The organism is Pantoea wallisii (assembly GCF_002095485.1).
Taxonomy (GTDB): Bacteria; Pseudomonadota; Gammaproteobacteria; order Enterobacterales; family Enterobacteriaceae; genus Pantoea; species Pantoea wallisii.
Map to the genome: position 1 here is coordinate 1 of NZ_MLFS01000038.1, position 19,287 is coordinate 19,287.

Genomic DNA, 19,287 nt, shown 5'->3' on the forward strand with positions numbered 1-19,287 from the left:
ACTGCGCTGTTCGGGCCCGGCACGGTGCTGTTTGCACTCTGCATTGGTCCTTTAACACAAGCCATGCTGCCCCGGATGCTGGTCAGGCTTGAGAGGCCGGTATCGTAAGGCGCCCACCGCCTGGCGGCCCTGACGGGTCGCCACTGCGAAAGTCAAAAGCGCTGGATATTCAGAAACAGCCACGCTGATGCATAAGGGAAGAAGGGGGCGTGCTCGCTCTCCCTTCTGGCCCGGCACAGTAACCACAGCGATGTTCCAGCCCTGCAGCCCCCTATGTAAAAACTGCCGCACTAACCCGAAACTGACTGGTCACGGCCACTGCGTTTTGCCTGATACAGGGCCTGATCGGCATGACGCTTCAGCTGACCGGCTTCATCCGCTTTTCCTTCAGAAACCAGCGCGCTGTAACCTGCGCTGATGGTGACAATACCTGCCGGAAGCGCGGTCGCTTCATGGGCAATGCCCAAGGTTCTCACGCTGTTCACCGCGCGCTCGGCCACGATGCCCGCTTCTGCCAGATCGGTATTCGGCATGATGATGGCAAACTCCTCACCGCCGTAACGGGCAACAATATCGCCGTGATAGTGCACGCTCTCCTTGAGGGCGATCGCCACATCCTGCAGACACTCGTCACCCGCTACGTGCCCGTAGGTATCGTTATAGAGCTTGAAAAAATCGATATCGATCATCACCAGGGCGATGGCGCGCCGGATCGGTGCGATCGCAGCAGCGCCTGCTCCAGCAGGGCATCAAATTGCCGCCGGTTAGCCAGTCCGGTTAAACCATCCACCAGCGCCAGCGACTGCAGGGTATGATTGATGCTGGTCAGCTCATCACGCACATAAGTCAGTTCGATCTGATTTTTCACATTGGTGCCAACCTGCCGCAGCACCAGAATTCCCATACCGGTAATGGCCAGCAGCAGCGCCACGTTCAGCAGCACGTTAACCACGTTCTCTGCCATCCACTCCCTGCGAATCGTTTGCAGTTCGTACCCGGCGGTAACGATCAGCGGATAGCGCTCAAGCCGGGCGTAGCCAAAGACGCGCATCGTGCCATCCAGTGACGATCGCCAGGTGGCATTACCGCTGGAGGCAGCTTTAAGCTCTTTTTTAAATAACGGGCTGGAAGCCAGGGTGCGGCCAATATAGGCATCAGAAAACGGACGAACATACAGCGCGGTTGCATCAGCCAGGATCAATCCCAGCGTATCTTTTTCCCCTAAAGCGAAGTAGCTGTAGTGCTGGCGGAAGTAATCGACCCGCACGGTGGCAAGCGCCACGCCGGCAAAGTTCCCCTGGGGATCGTTAAGACGAACCGAAACAGGAATGACCAGATCGCCGGTTGAGCGACTGCGCACCACGCTGCTGATAAGCAGATTGGCGTCGTTATGGGTACGGTGCCAGATAAAATAAGCGCGATCGGCATTGCTGGCATTGGTTGGAATGAAATTGCCGGAAGAGGCGATCCAGTGGCCGTCGGTATCATAAACGAACAGCCCATGCAGCTGTGGAAGCTTGCTCTGCTGCTCCTTCAGCTGGCGCAGGAAATCAGGCGTTGCGGCGTAATCATTACCGCGCTGTCTCAACTGCCTGACCGCATCCGCCAGCGTAATGTCCACCTGCAGAAAAGCGTCTTCCGCCTGCTTTGCCAGCGAGACTGACAGGTTACGGGCATCATTATTCTTCTCACTCAGCGTTTGCTGCCAGGAGTGCCACAGCGACCAGGCGTTAATCGCGATCACCAACAGGCTCGTCAGCAATAAAAACATCGTCATGCTTCTGCCCAGCGACGTCTTAAGCAGAGTTGAACCAGAGGTACGGAGTGTGTTTTTTCGCATGTAATCAGCTGATATGAACGTCCATGAAAGAGTGGCGGTCAGGATACCTCACTTAAGCGGCAGCACCAAAGTAAGCTGCATCACCCGCCGGCCGGGGCTTAATCGGAGCGAATTAATCAGCCTCATCTATACTTCTGCTGGTTTTACCCTACTGAGGCTTTTACCGGTTCTGAACACCTCACCGTGGCCTCATCACTTTTTCAACGCAGGGAATCTACAGGTATGTTGCACTCTCCATCTCATCGCGCGGGCAGCCTGTTGCTGCTTCTGGCAGCGATAATCGGCTTCGCGGTGGCGCTCTACGCCTGGCTGACGCCGTTAACCGGCGTAACGGGCACCATTGGTGCCTTAGGCGTGGCGATCGCCAACGCTGTTCTGGCGCTGCTCGTATTTATTCTGCGCGGTAGCCACGGCCGCAGCGCGCGGGTTTTCTGGATCGTTGTGATCCTGCTGCTGCTGGCCGGTATCGCCTTTGCTGCGGCACTGCTGCATCAGTGGATCATCTCCGCTGCAATGGTGGCGGGCCTGGCAGGTGTCATTCTTATGAGCCGTCACGCCGCCCGTCATAATAACTACGTCAGAAACTGAGGATCGCCTTCGTGCTTAAACATCAACAGAGCCCGCTGATTAAAGCCAGCGTTACCGCGTTTAGCCTTCTGGTGACGCCATTCACATTACAGGCACAGGATAAAGCCGCTGAAGCTTCTCAGGGAACGCAGGAGAAGCTTAATGTGGATGCCGCCGATCAGCAGGCAGGCGGCAGCACGCACACCACCGATGAGGCTTCGCTGCAGAAGGCGGGCCAGCCGGTTGCGCAGGATAACGCGGCAACGCCGCTGGTGCCCTCATCCGCTCGCTGGGACAGCTTCCATGGTCAGCTCAATGCGCAGAAGTACAGTCCGCTCAAGCAGATCAATGCGGAGAACGTCGGTAATCTGAAGAAAGTATGGGAATTCCATACCGGTGACGTCTCCGATGGTAAAGGCGATACGCCCGCCACCGTCTGGTCAGCAACGCCGATCTTCGCCAATGACACCCTCTATATCGGCACGCCGTTCGACCGTCTGATTGCGCTGGACCCGGGCACCGGTAAAGAGAAGTGGCACTACGACACAAAATCTCCGCGCAAAGCGCTGACGCAGCCGGTGCTGAAAAATCGCGGTGTCTCCTACTGGCAGGCGAAAAACCCGGTTGCCGGACAGGCGTGCCAGAAAATCGTCTATATGGGTACCGTGGACGGCAAGTTGTATGCGCTGGACGCCGACGCCGGAACGCCGTGTGAAGGTTTTGCAGATAAAGGCGTGCTGAATGTCGACCAGTGGAATACCGTGAACGCGAAATTCCCGCTGTCGCTGCTGCAACCGCCAACGGTGGTGGGTAACCACCTGATTGTCGGCTGGGCTGGCAAAGACTGGGCGTACGCGGAAGCGCCTCCGGGTACCGTATTTTCGATCAATGCGCAGACAGGCGAGCGCGAATGGACATTCGACGCGATTCCCGCCGACATCCGCAAACGTACCGGCACGGCAAACGTCTGGACGCACATGTCTGCTGACGAAGCCCATGGCCTGGTTTACCTGCCGGTCTCATCGCCTTCGCCTAACTACTGGGGCGGTAACCGCGTTGAAGATATTCCGCTTGGCACCTCGACCACCGCTCTGGATGTGAACACCGGTAAAGTTGTCTGGTCACGCCAGTGGGTACATCACGATGTGTGGGACTACGATATCAACTCGGCGCCTACGCTGATGGACATCACGGTCGACGGCAAGCAGATTCCGGCGCTGATACAGGCAACCAAACAGGGCTTCCTGTTTGTGGTGAATCGCCTGACGGGCGAGGATGTCTGGCCGATCGAAGAGCGCCCGGTACCGCAGGGTGATGGCTCCGTACAGGGTGAAAAACTGTCACCCACTCAGCCATTCCCGACCAAACCGGCACCGCTGCTGGATCAGTCGAAAAAGCCGGAGATATGGCAGCTGGCGGATATCGTGGGTGCTGGTCAGTGCTCGCGTCTGTGGGAGAAGCTGAGCTATGACGGTATGTACACGCCGCCCACCACCAAAGGCGAGGGTGCGCTGACCTATCCGGACAGCGCCGGTGGCGTGCAGTGGGGCGGTGTGGCATTTGATCCGCAGCGTCAAATCGCGATTGTGAATACCTCACACATTGTGCAGTACGTGAAGCTCTACAATCGTGAGGATTACAACAAAGCGGATAACGGCGCCGGTAATGAGAGCGGCTTTGCGCCGCAAGAGGGCGCGCCGTATGGATTGCGCCTGATGGTGGCGAACAACTGGCTGGGCATGCCCTGCTGGCAACCGCCGTTTGGCGAGATCGTAGCGCTTGATATGCACACCGGTGATGTGAAATGGCGTCGCCCGGTTGGGGCATCGCAGCAGTATGGTTTCTTCATGCCGGAGAGCTGGGGTTCGCCGACCATTGGCGGACCGGCCGTAACGGCGGGCGGCGTCATCTTTATCGGGGCCTCTATGGATGCCAAAGTGCGCGCCTATTCGCTGGAGACGGGCGAAGAGTTATGGTCGGATCAGGCCGAAGCGCCAGCGGTCGCCAACCCTTCAGTGTATGAGTATAAAGGGCGCCAGTATGTGGCCTTTGTCGCTGGCGGCAATACCATCCTGAAAGATCAGGTGGGCGACCAGGTCGTGGTGTACGCCCTGCCAAAATGATGCGGTAACAACAACGCGGATTTAGCGCGCAGCAAGTAAGAGGAAAAAGAGGCGACGATCGCCTCTTTTTCTCTTTCGCAGCCAGAAAAGCGCGCTCCTCTTCGCGCCGATCAATCCTGGCCTAAACTAAAGGTATGCTTAGCTTCGCGACCGGGGCTATCACGTTCCGGTGCCGGGAAGCCACTAATGACTACTATGCAGAGGATGAGATGACAAAACCTGGCGAACCCGTGGTCATCTATGATGGCGTATGCAGGCTCTGTAACGCCTGGGTGCGCTTTTTACTGGCGCATCGTCTGGCGCGCAACATCCGTTTTGCGCCGGTTCAGAGCCCGGCGGGCGCTGCACTGCTCAGGCAGATTGGGCAGTCTGCAGAGAATATTCACACCATTGTGTTGATTGAGGGCGATCGGCACTGGTTTCGCTCCGCCGCCATCTTTCGCATCATGCGTGCGCTCCCCTGGCCGTGGCGGCTGATCTCGCTGCTGCGCTTTTTACCGCACGCGCTCTCTGACTTTATCTATAACCGCATCGCGCATAATCGCTACCGCCTGTTTGGGCGCTACGATACGCTGCATCCCCTGACTGCCGATCATCCGGGCCGCTTTTTGCATGAGCAGTAAACACGCTGTGTTTCAGCGCCACCCTCCTTGTGGCGCTGAACACTCCGTCAGCTAAACCGCTCCGGACGGAAACTGGCGAGCATCGGATGTTTCACCCCGGTCAGCATCTCCTGGGCAAGGATTTCGCCGAGGATCAGTGCCAGCGTCGCGCCGGAGTGGGTGAACGCGACAAAGCATCCCGGTACGCTCTCCAGCTCGCCAGCCACCGGTTCGCCGTCACCCGGAATCGGCTTCAGCCCGATTTTCCAGCTTTTTGCCACCAGCGGCTTGCCATCGCCGATGAGCTGACCCGCCTCTGTCATCAGTTGCCTGACCACAGACGCATCAATGCTGTAGTGGCCATCCTGCTGCGCCACGATATCCGCCTCATACCAGTCATGATCAACGGCAATGGTGTTGCCGGGATTGGGGCGGATCGCCGCGCGCGGCGTGTTTAATACCGCCTGTAATCCGCGAGCGTCGGCTTCGCTGGTGACCAGCATTGAAACGGGCGATCCGTTGGGAATCTGTACGCCAAGCGGCGCCACAACATCCGGCGTCCAGGGACCGCAGGCTACCAGCACCTTATCTGCGTAAAACTCTCCGCGCTTCTCACTGCGGACACCCGTTGCGCGTCCGCCTGCCGTCATGACTGCAGCTTTGCCGGCGTTTTCGATAATTTCGCCGCCTGAGGCTCGCAATGCCTGCGCAAGATGTTCGATGAGATGCGGCAGGCTTACCCAACCTTCACCCGGATTAGCGATCGCCACGCGGGCCAGGCTGGCCGGATTGATGTGCGGATCGTACTGATGCACGGTTGCCGCATTAATCAGATGAGAGTCATAGCCGTGGGCTTTCTCACAGGCATGGCGTGCCTGCGTTCCCGCGTCGTCGTTAGCGGCCCAGCATATCGCGCCGTCAAAACGCAACCAGTCAAGATGAGGATGGCGGGCATGCAGCGTGCGATAGCGGTCGATCCCTGCCATACGCAGCGCGTGATAGGGCTGCGAACGCTCACCGGCAGAGTTAAGCCACGACAGCGAACGTCCTGACGCGCCAGAGCAGAGTGCAGCTTCCGTCACCAGCGTCACGCTCGCGCCAGCCAGCGCCAGCTGCCAGGCCGTTGATACGCCCAGGATCCCGCCGCCCAGTACAATCACGGTTTTCGCCACAGATTTTTCAGACATCATTTTTTCCTTCTGTTTAAAAATGTACGCCCGTCAGGCAATGCGTACGCTGTTTTGCTGGTGGAGCGCATCAATGAGCTGCAGAACATCCAGCGCCTGGTGCACATCAACGGGAGAGGGCGCGCCATGTAACAGTGCGCTGGCCAGCTGCTGATAGAACGCAGGATAGTTGCCGCGCTCAAGCGGGATAAGGTCGCTCTGCCCGACAACACCTGCGCGGGCATACCCCTCCGGAGGCGTGACGCCGTATTCAGGCGCGCCAGGGGATAGCCCGGCAGCCAGCTGAGGCTCCTGATTATCCAGTCCCCAGTGAGTAAAGGCGCCTTTACTGCCCAGCAGGTGAAAGCGGGGCGCATTCAGCGCAGCCTGACCATTCATCCATAAGCGCGAACGTACGCCGCTCCTGTGCAGTAGCGAGACGAAGCACTCCTCATCGCTGTCAGAGTGCGTGCCGGAGTGGCGCGCCAGTTCAGCTGTGGCCTCCTGCACCGGACCAAACAGCTGGATAGCCTGATCAATCAGATGACTGCCGAGATCAAGCAACAGTCCGCCACCCTGCCTGATCGTGACGTTGTCACGCCAGTTACCGAACCCGTGCGGTCGCCACCACTCGAAGCGCGACTCAAATGTTCTGATCGTGCCAAATGCGCCTGCCTTAACCATGCGCTGCAGTGTCAGGAAATCGCCATCCCAGCGGCGGTTATGAAACACCGTGAGCAGAGTATTCGCGTGGCGGGCGGCGTCGATCATCGCGGCGGCAGCCTGCGCGTCTGGCGCGAAAGGTTTGTCCACTACCAGATGAATACCGCGCCTGCTGGCCTGCAAAGCCTGCTCAGGGTGCTGGTCGGGCGGTGTTGCCAGCACAATCAGATCTATCGCAATGGCGCCGCTATCAATCAGCTGCAATAGCGTTGACCAGTCCGGTACGATGCGCGCCTGCGGATAGCGCGCCTGCGCGGAGGCCACGCGCTGTGCATCGCGGCTGACAATCACCTCCAGCACATAGTCAGGGTTATGCGCGATCAGGGGCGCATGGAAAACGCTCCCGGCTATGCCAAAGCCAACCAGCGCTGTACGAATGGGGCCGGAGACCCGCTCATGTGTCATCAAAGCACCTCGGAGAGAAAACGTTGTAAACGGGCAGATTGTGGGCGTTCAAAGATCTGTTCGGGGGTGCCCGCTTCAACGATCTCGCCCTCATCCATGAATACCACCTGATCGGCCACGCGGCGGGCAAAGCCCATCTCATGCGTCACCACAACCATGGTCATGCCGCGCTGACACAGCTCGGCCATTAACGTCAGAACCCCCTTGACCAGTTCAGGATCGAGCGCCGAAGTGGCCTCATCGAACAGCATCACTTCCGGCTCCATCGCCAGCGCGCGCGCTATCGCGACACGCTGCTGCTGACCGCCGGAGAGATCGCGCGGGCGATGGTCGGCACGCTGCGCTAATCCCACCTCCGCCAGACGCTGACGCGCGATCTCCATGGCTTCCGCTTTTGGCCGGCCTTTGACTTTCCACGGCGCCAGCGCCACGTTCTCCAGCGCGCTATGATCGGGAAAGAGATTGAAGTGCTGAAACACCATGCCAATTCTCAGGCGCAGCGCATCTGGCTTATCTTTCAGTACGGAACGGCCGGCCAGTAGCACATCGCCGTTTTTGGGCTCATGCAGACGATTGATGCCGCGCAGCAGAGTCGATTTTCCCGAGCCCGAGGGGCCAATAATGCAGGTGGTGGTGCCCGGTTCGATGCTCAGCGACACATTGCGCAGCACTTCAATCGGGCCGTAAGCCAGCGTCAGGTTGCGTAACTCCAGGCTGGCGCCGTGAAAGGCCGTAGACGTCGTCATATCAGTGTCCCCGCTCGCTGGTGAATGAGGCAGCGGGTACTATTGCCCGTTTATGATCCACTTCATCAACCTCCTTTAAGCCACTCTGTGGGGGCGTGGCGCGGCGGCGCCCGGTCCGGTAGCGAACATCGATATAGTTCACCGCATGCGTCAGCGGCACGGTGATGATCAGGTAGAACAGACCGGCCAGCATCAGCGGGGAGAGATTGCCGCTCAGTACTGCGGCGTCCTGGCCTACGCGGAACAGCTCGCGCTGGTTGGTCATTAGCCCCAGCAGATAAACCAGCGAAGAGTCTTTAATGATGCCGATAAACTGATTAACGATGGCAGGCAGTACGCGGCGTATCCCCTGTGGAATGATCACCAGTCGCATGGCGCGGCTGTAGCTCATGCCGAGCGCGCGACAGGCCTCCATCTGGCCCTGTTCAACGCTTTGGATACCGGCACGGAAAATCTCACCCATATAGGCACTGGCAATCAGGCTGAGCGCAAAAATGCCGAGTGGGTAAGGCGTAGGGCCAAACAGCTGATAGCTGAAGCGCGCCAGACCTTGCCCAATCAACAGAATGGTAAGGATCGAGGGCAGGCCACGAAACAGATCGGTATAGAGGCGTGCGGGGACGCGCAGCCAGCGTGAAGGGGAGATTCCCATCAGTGCCAGTATCAGGCCAAAAACGGTGCCCAGCACGGTAGCCGCCACTGAGATGATAATGGTGTTGACCAGCCCTGTTGCCAGCAGCTGGGGCAGCACGTCCATCATCGAAGGGATATCGAAAAAGGTACGGGAAAGAATAGTTATCAGATCCATAGCCGACTCTCTGTTACGGGTGACCCGCCGTTGCGGTCACCGGATGCAGTCTCACACACGGAATATGCGCAGGCGTTTACTGGCCCTGAGGCAGATACTGTGCAGGCATAGGCGACCCCGGGAACCACTTCTCATAGAGCTGTTTCCAGGTCCCATCCTGCATCGCCTCTTTAATGGCTTTATCCAGCGCCGCTTTAAAGGCGGGCTTATCTTTGGCTATCGCCACGCCTGCAGGAGCATCGAACGAGGGAATATCGGCAGCGGTGACCAGTTTGAAGCGGGTGGCGTAATCTTTCGCGGCCTCGTAATCCAGAAACATGGCGTCCAGCGTGCCGTTATTCAGCGCGGAAACGGCAGCGTTATTATCCGGAAAACGCACCAGATCGGTCTGCCTGAAGTGCTTAAGCGCATAACTCTCCTGCAGCGTTCCCTGAATCACCCCCATTCGCTTGTGGGCCAGCGTCTCAATGTTTTTCACGCCGGAATCACTGCGGGTAAGCACGGTGAGATAGCCCGCCAGGTAGCCTGTTGAGAAATCAACGGTCTTTTCCCGGGCCGGTGTGATGCCAATCGCCGCCACGCCGGCATCGTACTGCCCGTTAGCTACGGCAGGGAGGATGGCGGAGAAATCCTGGCCGACAAAACTGACCTGATCAATGCCGATGCGGTGCGCCACATTCTTGAAAAATTCGACGTCGAATCCGGTAAAGTTGCCGCTCTTGTCGGTAAAGGTATAGGGTTTGGCATCGCCAAGGCTGGCGACGCGCAGATGTCCCGGCTCGATCAATCCGTAAGGATTGTTATCGCTTGCCGCATGGGCGCTGAAGGCGGTCGAAAACATAACGGCGGTGCCGAACAGGGCCGCGGTCAGGTGAGTCACTACTTTATGCGATGTCATAAGGCTCTTCCGTCTTGGCAGGTGAAACTTCAGAGTCCATTGAGCCGGCGGTTATTTTTGAGACCGGTCTCAATGCGTTTCAAAATGAGACCGGTGTCTGTTGTGAGACCGGTCTCAAATGGATATACTGATATTAAGCACACGCTGGAAGCAGCGTCAATTCTGTCGTTATCAACTTGTGATTCGAAATAATTATGACAACAAAAAACCAGCCTTCACGGGGTCCAACCGTTGCCGATGTCGCGCGTCTCGCCGGCGTTTCGAAAGCGCAGGCGGCGAGGGCGCTGGGCGGATACGGCTCTGTGAGTGAAGAGGTCATGAGCCGGGTGAGCCAGGCGGCAGAGACATTAGGATACCGGCCGAACGAGCTGGCACGCAGCATGAATACCGGGCGATCTAACACGCTGGGCGTGATTGTCGGGGATATTGAAAACCCCCATTTTGGTCTCGCACTGCGCGGCATGGCCGATGTTGCCCGGCAGGCAGGTTTTCATCTGCTCCTGAGTAACAGCGATGAAACCCTGGATGAAGAGCGCGAAGCCGTACGCGTGATGCTGGATAAACGCGTCGATGGAATCATCGTGGCGCCATGCAGTTCGCTGGCTGATGATAATGAGCATCTCCGGCAGGTGCTGGCGGAAGGCCGCGCGTTAATGACTTTTGACCGGGCAGTCGCCGGGCTGGAAGTGGAAACCATCCAGGCGAACTTTTTGAACGTGGCCAAAGAGGCAACGCAGTTACTGCTGGCAGCCGGCCATCAACGCATCGCTTATCTTTCGAGTATGCGTATCGCCGCACCTTACTCTCACACGATGACGCTGGGGCCAACACCCGTTGCACAGCGTGTACAAGGGATGAAGGACGCGTATCAGGAGGCGGGAAAAGCGCTTGATCCGGCAATGGTGCGTCTCAATGCCACCGGTGACGACCTGGTCGAACAGATTTTAAGTGAGTTGCTGGCCAATGCCGAGCCGCCCAGCGCCTTGATCGCCTCTGACAACCTTATCGCGATGGGCATATTGCGCGGTCTGGCAAAGCGTGGGTTGCGCGTGCCGGAAGATATCTCGTTTGTGATGTACGATGATTTTCCCTGGACAGAACTGATGACGCCGCCGTTAACCGTAGTGGCCCAGCCGGTTTATGAAATGGGCAGAGAAGCCGCACGCCGATTAATCTGCCACATCCGCCAGCAGCCCGCCGGCGCACTCCCCGAATTTGAAGGCTGGATGGTCGTGCGTGGCTCGGTGGGCAGGGTGAAAGCGACGTCATCAAAAGGAGAGCGTGATTAAGGCTGAAGCCTACGGGATGTTATTGCGAAGAGAGTTCCCACCCACTCTTTCCCGCAACCAGCCAATGCGTCAGCTCAATCTGACTGAGGAATACCTCATCGTGTGACACTACCATCAAGGTTCCCGGATACTGTTTGATAAAGGACTCCAGCGTATGCAGGGACGGAAGATCCAGATGATTATTTGGTTCATCAAGCAGTAAAAAACCGGCGGGGGAGTCGGTATATATTACCATCGCCAGCGCAGCTTTAAGCTGCTCACCGCCGCTGAGTTTGTCACAGGGCAGGGAGACGCGAGCGGCATCCAGTCCAAGTTGGGCAAGTTGCATACGCAGTTGGGGTTCTCCCGCCTGAGTGTTCACCGCCAGAAGTTGCTCAAGCGCCGTTTTTTGCCGGTCAAGGATGGTGAGCTGCTGGTCAAGGTATGCTGTTTCACCCCGGAGCTCACGGTGGCCAGACGTTAAGGGCAACAGCCCTGCTAGCACTTTTAGCAACGTCGATTTACCACAACCGTTTGCGCCTTTAACACCGATCCGTTGCCCTCCGTTGATGGTCAGCGTTATCTGGCGTAAGGGCGCCGGGACAAAGGGTAAAACGGCGTCGGTAAGTCTGGCAACATTCTGCGGTAATACCCCGGATAAAGAGGTTGAGTGCATGACGATAGATGCTGATGTCTCAACTTGCTTTGTGGCTTGCTGTACCCTCTGACTGAGCGCCTCCTGCACCTGGGATTGCAGTTTTACCCGCTTTCCTGCCGAAGCTTCACTGCGGCCTTTTTGACGGCCCAACAGTATTTTCGCCTGATTAGCCTCTTTGCCCTGACGAGTGCCCCGCGCACGGCGTTTGTCGAGCTGTTCACGCTGCTCACGCAAGCTCTTCTCCTCATGTTTGCGCTCAATTTTAAGGCGCTCGAGGTTATGTAAAGCGGTGGCTGTCTCCTGCGCTTTCATATGCTGATAAAAATCATAGTTGCCGCCATAGCTGCGTAAACCAAGTGATGATAATTCGACAATCCGTGCCATCTGCTGCAATAACGCCCGATCGTGACTGATTACCAGCAGGCCACGAGACCATTGTTGCAGCTGCTGCATCAACGCTGATCGGCTGGCTGCGTCCAGGTGGTTGGTCGGTTCATCCAGAATAAGAAAATCTGCCTCTGACAGCATCGCCCCAGTCAGTGCCACCCGCATCGCTTCTCCGCCGCTGAGTCGGTTGACCGCGGATTCAGGGGTAAGGTAGCCCAGTCCCGCTGACGCTAACCGGGTTTGCAAACGCTGACGAAGATCCCAATCGTCACCCACAAGGTCAAAATCAGCCGGGTCGGCGCTTCCTGCTTCAATGCGTTTTAGCGCGGCCAACTGGGTGTCAACGCCTGCCAGCACGGCAACGTTAGCGGCGTGGTATGGCGACAGATGCTGCGCCAGATACCTGACGCGGCCTGAGCAACGACGCTGGCCGGAAGTTGGCATAACCTGACCTGCCAGAATTTTAGCCAGCAGCTCTTACCCACGCCATTTCTACCCACTAAGCCAGTATGCCGGTGATCAAATTGTTCACAGAGTTCTGATAAAAGCGGCTTGCCGTCAGGCAATACAAAAGAGACGCGTTCCAGCGTAAGAATAGAGTTCGTCATGCGGTAATCCTGAAATTAATGCACCAAAACACCTTCCGGAAGAAGCTGTATGAAGGCCGTCAACGGTGACGGGGGCATTAATTGCGCATTGGACGAATACCTCTGATGAGAAGTGAAAACGGGCTAACTATAAAATTTCAGGGATACAGCTGTCAAATTTGATCCGGTTTTATGGCTTTAACGAGAACAATATCGATCACAAGGGCGATGAAGAACCTGGATTCAGTCATGATGAATAGTGGCCCAAAAATATTTAGAGATACATCAATCACATAGATTAAAAAAAACACCACTCAGTCAATGATCTCATAGAAATTTTGCCGTAGGGCAAATGGCCAAAATGAATCCTGACATAACGTAATGCCACTCCATATTAATCTTCGGCGCGCATGTGAAAAATATCACATTTATGCCAGGATAATTTCTTTCATAAAGTTGACGGAGCAGCATCGGAGGAAGGGGATTTAAAGGCAGAGGCCGGTGTCACAGGCACAGACGAACTGACAAAATATTCGATTTAACATAATCATGATTATGCGCACTCAATAATCGTGCCGGAAAATCTGTGATTTCCTGGCTGATATGAAATCGCCCGCAGATCATCGCACATCACGCGGACGTAGATCTCAGCAAATTCGGCCGGATTCAGCGTAAAGAACCCGGCGTCTGTGCTCTCTTACTTTGCTCAGTCATTACTCTGTTGTTGGCTCTGCTGCCAGTGCGCTTCGCAGCGCTCTTTCACTTCAGCCGGAAGATCGCGCAGCTCCGGCAGGACGTCGCCGGAGCCATAATCCATGGTCGAGGTCGCGGCTTTTTGCTCATCCCGGGCAGCAAACTCCAGCGTCTCATCAAGTTTGCGCCACTCGCCATCGCTGTGACGATAAATCAGCGCATAGCCAGGCGACTTCTCATCATCACCGTAAATTTCGTACTTTTGCGCGGACGCACTCTCCGCGCCAAACTCCAGCGTATCAATGAGTATTGGATCAGCCATTACCTTCTCCTCTTTACTTTTGAACCTGAGGTTTAAGGTTAGCCTAAAGCTCAGAGATGACTATCTGCGCCTGAGTTATAGCCCGAGTGACTTCTCCCGTGGCCGCCGAACGACAGCCATGACAGCATACAACCCCCGACAACCGTTCAAAAATGTACATGGAAAGAAAGGAAATGACAGTTTCCAAACAGAGTTGTAAGCGCCATCATCACATTATCCGTGAACAGTGCTGCAGCCTGATCTGAAACTGGAAAAAAGAGAGCAGAGGAAATATGCATCAAATGATTGTCGTATGTACGGGCGATGAAAACACGCGTTTCGATCGTGAATATTATGCCAATATCCATCTGCCGCTCGCCCTTGAGTGCTGGAAATCTTATGGTCTGGTTTCGGCAGAGGCGTTTTATCCCGTAGCCCAGCTTAGTGGCTGGCTGTCGATAGGCGTCTATACGTTTAACACCTTGCAGGATATTACCCTTGCTCTGGAATCAAATGAGACAGCCCGGGTAATGGCGGATGTGCCCTTTTTCACAGATGCAACCACCGTTATCAGAAGCCATTTTGTCCCATTTTAAAAACATGCCGTAATAAGGCATTAGTCTGTTTTTATCGGGCTGCTTTAAGCATTCCTGGGCCAGATATCCCTGTATTTAACAACGTTTAAAAAGCCACTTCAATAAGTTGAAACATTTACCTCCGGGGAAATTAATTATATATGGAGCAATCTATGATTTTATATAATGTGACGCAACCCGAGCCGCGCCGTTGGGTAATGTTCTCTATCTTACTGGTTGGAACATTCCTGCCACCGCTGGACTTCTTTATTGTTAATGTGGCTCTGCCCTCCATTCAGGGAGAGCTGGGCGCATCCTCTTCCGCTGAACAGTTGGTTATATCGTCCTATGCCGCCGTCTATGCGGTGATGTTAATGACGGGTGGGCGCCTGGGCGATCTTTATGGGCGTGGGAAGATGTTTTTCCTGGGATTAATGGGTTTTGCCGCAGCATCGCTTTTGTGCGGATTAGCCTCTTCACCCGGGATGCTCATTGCTGGCCGAATTATGCAGGGCGCGACAGCTGCCATCATGGCGCCTCAGGCGCTGGCTTCAGTGCAGGTGCTGTTTCCTGAAAAAGAGAAACCGCTGGCGTTAAGTCTCTATGGAGCCGTGTTTGGACTGGCTTCCGTTATCGGTCAGGCATTGGGCGGTGTTCTGATCTCGCTGGATCTGTTTAATCTGGGCTGGAGAGTTATTTTCCTGGTCAATCTGCCTGTTGCCCTGCTGGTTGTGCTTTTTGGCATGCGCTTTTTGAAAGAGACGCGGGTCAAAAATGCCCGAAAACTGGACCCGGGTGGAATGTTTTTCGCAACAGCAACGCTCTGTGCACTGATTGTTCCTCTGGTTGAAGGTCGTGAGGCAGGCTGGGCATGGTGGATAGGTTTACTCTTTTTGGCTGTGCCCGTACTGGCCACGCTGACCTGGCGTTATGAACGGCAGCTCAGTCAGAAAGGCGGCGCACCTTTACTCGACCCCGTGGTATTAGGCGCGCCGGGAATTGGTCTGGGACTGGTTATCGCCCTGCTGTTCTATTCACTGGCCGCCTTCTTCCTGCTCTTTACGGTGTATCTGCAAAAAGCCTTACATTTAGAGGCACTCTCGGCAGGTGTGATCTTTTTACCCTTTGGTGCCGGGTTTTTAATCGGTCCTCTGCTGACCCCTTATCTGAGAAAGTTTGCAGGAAATTATTTATGCGCCATTGGTATGGGATGCGAAGCCGCCGGATTACTCGCGCTGGTGTGGTTAATCAACCAAACGCCCCTGCATGCGTTTCCTCCGGTGATGCCGCTCGGTACGTTACTTTTTATAACGGGTTTTGGTCAGGGTTTAGCCATGCCGACGCTTATGCGCATGATAACAGGCCGCGTAGCGCCAGAGTTCTCCGGCATGATTGCTGGCGTGACAAGCTCGGCACTGCAAATCAGCACGGCGCTTGGCGTGGCGGTGTTCGGCACCATTTTTTACAATACATTAGGTAAAAGTGAGGCTGAAGCAGACATTATTCACGCCTTTGCCACCGCGACAATAGCGATCGCATGCTGCCTTGCCGCAGGATCGGTACTGAGTATCAGGCTTATCCGGCAACCTTTCGGTTTGGCCAGGGCCGCGAATAGGCAGTAAATCAATCACTGCGGGCAGGGCTTCAATAACATCGGAGCCCTGCCCGGACCGGAGAGAGGGTGAATATCAGCAACCAGCGGTAATAAAATCCCCGTTTGCGCTCACCGGAATGACGGTATTGAAGAGCACCAGCGCAAATACAATCAGCACAACGCCCCCGACTAACAGCGCAAGCTGTGCTGCAGAAGCAGCAGACTGACTAACCCTGCGGCTGTTGGCGGCGATCATCCACTCCCGGGCATAGTGCACTAAAGACGCCAGAACGATGATCGACAGCGCAGTGCCCAGCGACATGGCCATCACGGCCGCAACGCCCCAGCTGAACATCCCGATGGCATTGGAAAACACTAAAATCATCAGCGCGCCGCTGCATGGCCGAATACCGATGGTCAGCGTCAGCCAGATGGCATTACGCCAGCCGGTAGAGAGAGCATGTTCAGCGGGATAGTGGTGGTGCCCGCATCCGCACGCCGCTTGCCGCCCGCGTTTAAAAAGCCGTAATTTGATCCCCAGCGCACGGCAGATAAGCACGACGCCGAAGGCGGCGATCAGCAGGGCATTCACTTTCTCGATCCAGTACCGGCTGCGGCTGAGATCGCCGGTTGAAAGATTAAACATGATTGCCAGTACCACCACGAACACAACGGCGACTACGCCCTGCATCAGGCTGCCGGAGAGGGTAATCAGCCTGCTGGCTTGCAGTTTTTCACGGTGAGTCGCCAGGAAGGTGGTGATTACAAACTTACCGTGGCCCGGCCCTATGGCGTGCAGCAAGCCATAAATAAAGCTACCGACGATAAGCATCAGACCACCGCTCAGCTGCTGGCTGTTTTGCTGCAACAGATACAGCACCAGATAGCGGTGCAAGGTGATCTGGACGCTAAAACAGTACTGGACGAAATCCTGCCAATAGTAAATAAGCAGGCAGAGCATGGCCATGATAGAGAGGCCAATTACGCCGGTTGCAATTTTATGCTCAGCTTTCCGGGACAACACGTTACTCATAATGTCTCCTGCGTAATCAGCAGGTTGATGGAATCATTGCTGCGCTTTCGGATTACGCAAGCGCAAGGTGGCAGGCAGAACCGTCTGCGCCAGTCGCGGCACATTCTGCCCTACAGTATCGATCAGAATCGAGAGTGAATCATAGCGGTAGCGGTCGTCAACGCTGGCCACGCGGATATCGCTGTCCCGTAAGCGATGGTGACTCATGCAGCACAGCCCCCCTTCTCATTCTCGCTTTTTATACAATATGAGTACGTTGAAATGCACCTGATTTACTAAAACCATTTGCGCCTGCTTCCCGATTATTGCGATCAAAAAACAGGGAGTTATAAAAAAAGCTTCTTACCGCGTTTTTTAGGCGATGAACATGTAAACGTCCGGGGCTGCACAACTATTGCCGAAATCTAAATCCGACTAATTTTTCGGCCTGATTTAAGAATAAAATGGAAATATCATCAATCTTGCTTTCTGCGTAAACTCTCTCTTATTTATCGTTAAAGTCAATCTCCATTTCACTGCCCCAATACGTTATGCCAGTAGCGCACATCATTAAGGCAAAAATCAGCGTAAAAAAATCTATTCATTCTTGCTATGTCAACGAAAATTGTCAGCTCTGTGATGTTTGTCATGTGAAAGCAGAATCTTTATCTCGATTTTTTGATCGCCGCCACGCGGCCAAACTGTCATGCCACCGGGTGTCTGGCGTTTAAATTCTGCTTTGATATAACGTCGTCATAAAAGAGAGGAGCCTCGTCACTCTAAACAGAGGTGACCTACGACAGCTTCATTTCGCTCATAGTATCACTATTTTATGTTCTGCTTCAGGCTGGCACTTATTTAACAGTCATTAACTGACCAAAAAAATGACCTGCAACGGCGTAATTTACAACCAGACGGAACAGCTATGTATAATAAAACTAACCTGCAAAACCCGCAGCGCATGCGGTTAATTACCCTCGTATCAACGATTGGCGGTTTATGCTTCGGCTACGATACTGGCGTCATTTCCGGGGCGCTGATATTTATGAAATATGACCTCAATCTTTCACCTGCGCAGGAGGGATTCATTACATCATTCCTGCTCTTTGGCGCTGCGCTGGGATCGCTCTTTGGCGGCTATCTCTCCGATAAGCAGGGACGCCGGAAAAACCTGTTATGGGTAGCGGCTATTTTTATGTTTGGTGCGCTGGGTACCGCATTCGCCTGGGATGTGCCTCGATGATCGTGGCGCGCTTTATCCTCGGCTTAGCCGTGGGCTGTGCTTCCGTGACGGTGCCTATCTATATCTCTGAACTGGCACGCGCCGACCAGCGGGAACGACTGGTGACAGTAAATGAGTTGATGATTGTTACCGGGCAGTTTCTTGCCTATACGGTTAACGCCGCCATCGTTAACCTCTATCCGGAGATGCAGCATAACTGGCGCATTATGCTGGCAATACCCGCGTTACCTGGCGCGCTGCTGTGGTTTGGTATGTTGATGATGCCGGAATCCCCGCGCTTCTTTATTCGCCGCGGGGAGACAGAGAAAGCAGTTAAGGTGCTAAAGACGCTGCGCTTACCTGAAGAGGTTGATCGTGAAGTCAGGGAGATTCAGCAAATCGTTAAAGCTGATGAAGTTAAATTCAACTTATTTGCTGAGTTAAAAAATCGCTGGGTTATTCAGCTGGTGCTGATCGGATTAATGATTGTACTGGCAACGCGCGTAACCGGCGTAAATACCATTATGTATTATGCACCGACAGTATTGAAAGCGACCGGACTGGGCGATGCAGCGGCGGTGACAGGCGCCGTTGCGAACGGCATTATATCCGTACTGGCTACCCTGCTTGGCATGGCGTTAATCGGCAAACACTCACGCCGTAAAATGTTTTTTACCGGTCAGGCCGGCGTCACCATTAGTCTGGTCTTAATTGGTCTGGCCTTTAACTTCTTCTTTCATACTGAAACCGTTGCAGGTGTTGATACGCTGCGCGCTAATTTTGCCCATGCGCCTTATGTAATTCTCGGACTGATGCTGGTTTTCCTGGTATTCATGCAGGGGTGGATTGCCCCGGTATTTTGGCTGATGCTGGCTGAGATTTATCCATTAAGAATGCGCGGCGTGGGAATGGGCTTCGCCGTATTTGGCCTGTGGATATTTGATTTCATGATCCAGTCCATCTTCCCTTACCTGCTCAGCCATTATGGCGGAAGCGTAACCTTTGGCTTTTTCGCGGCCACCAACGTGATCATGCTTGTTCTGCTGGTGAAATATTTGCCGGAGACGCGCGGCATGACATTAGAGCAGATTGAAAAGAAATTTCGTTTTTAA

Annotated in this window: 18 protein-coding genes and 1 pseudogene; 8 read left to right on the plus strand and 11 right to left on the minus strand. The window is 55.0% G+C overall.

Annotation, left to right across the window (positions count from 1 at the left end; all coding sequences use genetic code 11):
* Positions 1-290: 290 nt before the first annotated feature.
* Positions 291-689, minus strand: a complete 399-nt coding sequence (locus HA48_RS22550) for a diguanylate cyclase (protein WP_244182857.1) — start codon at positions 687-689, stop codon at positions 291-293.
* Positions 689-1,777, minus strand: coding sequence for a sensor domain-containing diguanylate cyclase (locus HA48_RS13790; protein ID WP_244182855.1), 1,089 nt, complete (start codon positions 1,775-1,777; stop codon positions 689-691). Before HA48_RS13790 ends, HA48_RS22550 begins: the two co-directional genes overlap by 1 nt.
* A 285-nt stretch (positions 1,778-2,062) precedes the next feature.
* On the opposite strand from HA48_RS13790, the gene HA48_RS13795 reads away from it, so the two are divergent.
* From HA48_RS13795 to HA48_RS13805, 3 genes are all read left to right on the plus strand, one after another.
* Positions 2,063-2,428 (plus strand): hypothetical protein, encoded by a 366-nt coding sequence (locus tag HA48_RS13795; RefSeq protein ID WP_128601825.1) that lies wholly within the window; start codon positions 2,063-2,065, stop codon positions 2,426-2,428.
* Positions 2,429-2,439: 11 nt separating this feature from the next.
* Positions 2,440-4,530 (plus strand): pyrroloquinoline quinone-dependent dehydrogenase, encoded by a 2,091-nt coding sequence (locus HA48_RS13800; protein ID WP_128601826.1) that lies wholly within the window; start codon positions 2,440-2,442, stop codon positions 4,528-4,530.
* A 209-nt stretch (positions 4,531-4,739) separates the two neighbouring features.
* Positions 4,740-5,153, plus strand: a complete 414-nt coding sequence (locus HA48_RS13805; RefSeq protein ID WP_128601827.1) for a thiol-disulfide oxidoreductase DCC family protein — start codon at positions 4,740-4,742, stop codon at positions 5,151-5,153.
* Positions 5,154-5,200: 47 nt separating this feature from the next.
* Here HA48_RS13805 and HA48_RS13810 read toward each other — a convergent pair whose 3' ends face one another.
* From HA48_RS13810 to HA48_RS13830, 5 genes are all read right to left on the minus strand, one after another.
* Positions 5,201-6,319: an NAD(P)/FAD-dependent oxidoreductase gene (locus HA48_RS13810; RefSeq protein ID WP_128601828.1), complete on the minus strand. Its 1,119-nt coding sequence runs from the start codon at positions 6,317-6,319 to the stop codon at positions 5,201-5,203.
* Positions 6,320-6,352: 33 nt separating this feature from the next.
* Positions 6,353-7,426, minus strand: a complete 1,074-nt coding sequence (locus HA48_RS13815) for a Gfo/Idh/MocA family protein (protein ID WP_128601829.1) — start codon at positions 7,424-7,426, stop codon at positions 6,353-6,355.
* Positions 7,426-8,172, minus strand: coding sequence for an amino acid ABC transporter ATP-binding protein (locus HA48_RS13820; RefSeq protein ID WP_128601830.1), 747 nt, complete (start codon positions 8,170-8,172; stop codon positions 7,426-7,428). The genes HA48_RS13815 and HA48_RS13820 overlap by 1 nt, the downstream gene beginning before the upstream one ends.
* A gap of 1 nt (position 8,173) precedes the next feature.
* On the minus strand, positions 8,174-8,980 hold the full coding sequence (locus HA48_RS13825) for an amino acid ABC transporter permease (protein WP_128601831.1): 807 nt from the start codon (positions 8,978-8,980) through the stop codon (positions 8,174-8,176).
* Positions 8,981-9,056: 76 nt separating this feature from the next.
* On the minus strand, positions 9,057-9,878 hold the full coding sequence (locus tag HA48_RS13830; protein WP_128601832.1) for an ABC transporter substrate-binding protein: 822 nt from the start codon (positions 9,876-9,878) through the stop codon (positions 9,057-9,059).
* 194 nt (positions 9,879-10,072) lie between these two features.
* Here HA48_RS13830 and HA48_RS13835 point away from each other — a divergent pair, with 194 nt between their 5' ends.
* Positions 10,073-11,167, plus strand: a complete 1,095-nt coding sequence (locus tag HA48_RS13835) for a LacI family DNA-binding transcriptional regulator (protein ID WP_128601833.1) — start codon at positions 10,073-10,075, stop codon at positions 11,165-11,167.
* A gap of 19 nt (positions 11,168-11,186) precedes the next feature.
* Here HA48_RS13835 and HA48_RS13840 read toward each other — a convergent pair whose 3' ends face one another.
* Positions 11,187-12,635, minus strand: coding sequence for an ATP-binding cassette domain-containing protein (locus tag HA48_RS13840; RefSeq protein ID WP_244182856.1), 1,449 nt, complete (start codon positions 12,633-12,635; stop codon positions 11,187-11,189).
* Between the two features lie 849 nt (positions 12,636-13,484).
* Positions 13,485-13,793 carry a hypothetical protein gene (locus tag HA48_RS13845; RefSeq protein WP_128601834.1) on the minus strand — a complete coding sequence of 103 codons (309 nt, stop codon included), beginning with the start codon at positions 13,791-13,793 and terminating at the stop codon, positions 13,485-13,487.
* Positions 13,794-14,065: 272 nt separating this feature from the next.
* On the opposite strand from HA48_RS13845, the gene HA48_RS13850 reads away from it, so the two are divergent.
* Positions 14,066-14,368 (plus strand): EthD family reductase, encoded by a 303-nt coding sequence (locus HA48_RS13850; protein ID WP_128601835.1) that lies wholly within the window; start codon positions 14,066-14,068, stop codon positions 14,366-14,368.
* Between the two features lie 152 nt (positions 14,369-14,520).
* Positions 14,521-15,969 (plus strand): MFS transporter, encoded by a 1,449-nt coding sequence (locus HA48_RS13855; protein ID WP_128601836.1) that lies wholly within the window; start codon positions 14,521-14,523, stop codon positions 15,967-15,969.
* A 66-nt stretch (positions 15,970-16,035) separates the two neighbouring features.
* Here the strand turns inward: HA48_RS13855 and HA48_RS13860 are convergent, their stop codons facing one another.
* On the minus strand, positions 16,036-16,974 hold the full coding sequence (locus tag HA48_RS13860) for a nickel/cobalt transporter (RefSeq protein WP_139807988.1): 939 nt from the start codon (positions 16,972-16,974) through the stop codon (positions 16,036-16,038).
* 33 nt (positions 16,975-17,007) lie between these two features.
* Positions 17,008-17,199 (minus strand): annotated as a pseudogene (locus HA48_RS13865) (transcriptional regulator); the annotation flags it as partial.
* Between the two features lie 679 nt (positions 17,200-17,878).
* On the opposite strand from HA48_RS13865, the gene HA48_RS22820 reads away from it, so the two are divergent.
* Together HA48_RS22820 and HA48_RS13870 are read left to right on the plus strand one after the other, a co-directional pair.
* Positions 17,879-18,196 carry an MFS transporter gene (locus HA48_RS22820; protein WP_279626743.1) on the plus strand — a complete coding sequence of 106 codons (318 nt, stop codon included), beginning with the start codon at positions 17,879-17,881 and terminating at the stop codon, positions 18,194-18,196.
* Entirely contained in the window at positions 18,193-19,287 is a 1,095-nt protein-coding gene (locus tag HA48_RS13870; protein WP_279626744.1) for a sugar porter family MFS transporter, read from the plus strand. Before HA48_RS22820 ends, HA48_RS13870 begins: the two co-directional genes overlap by 4 nt.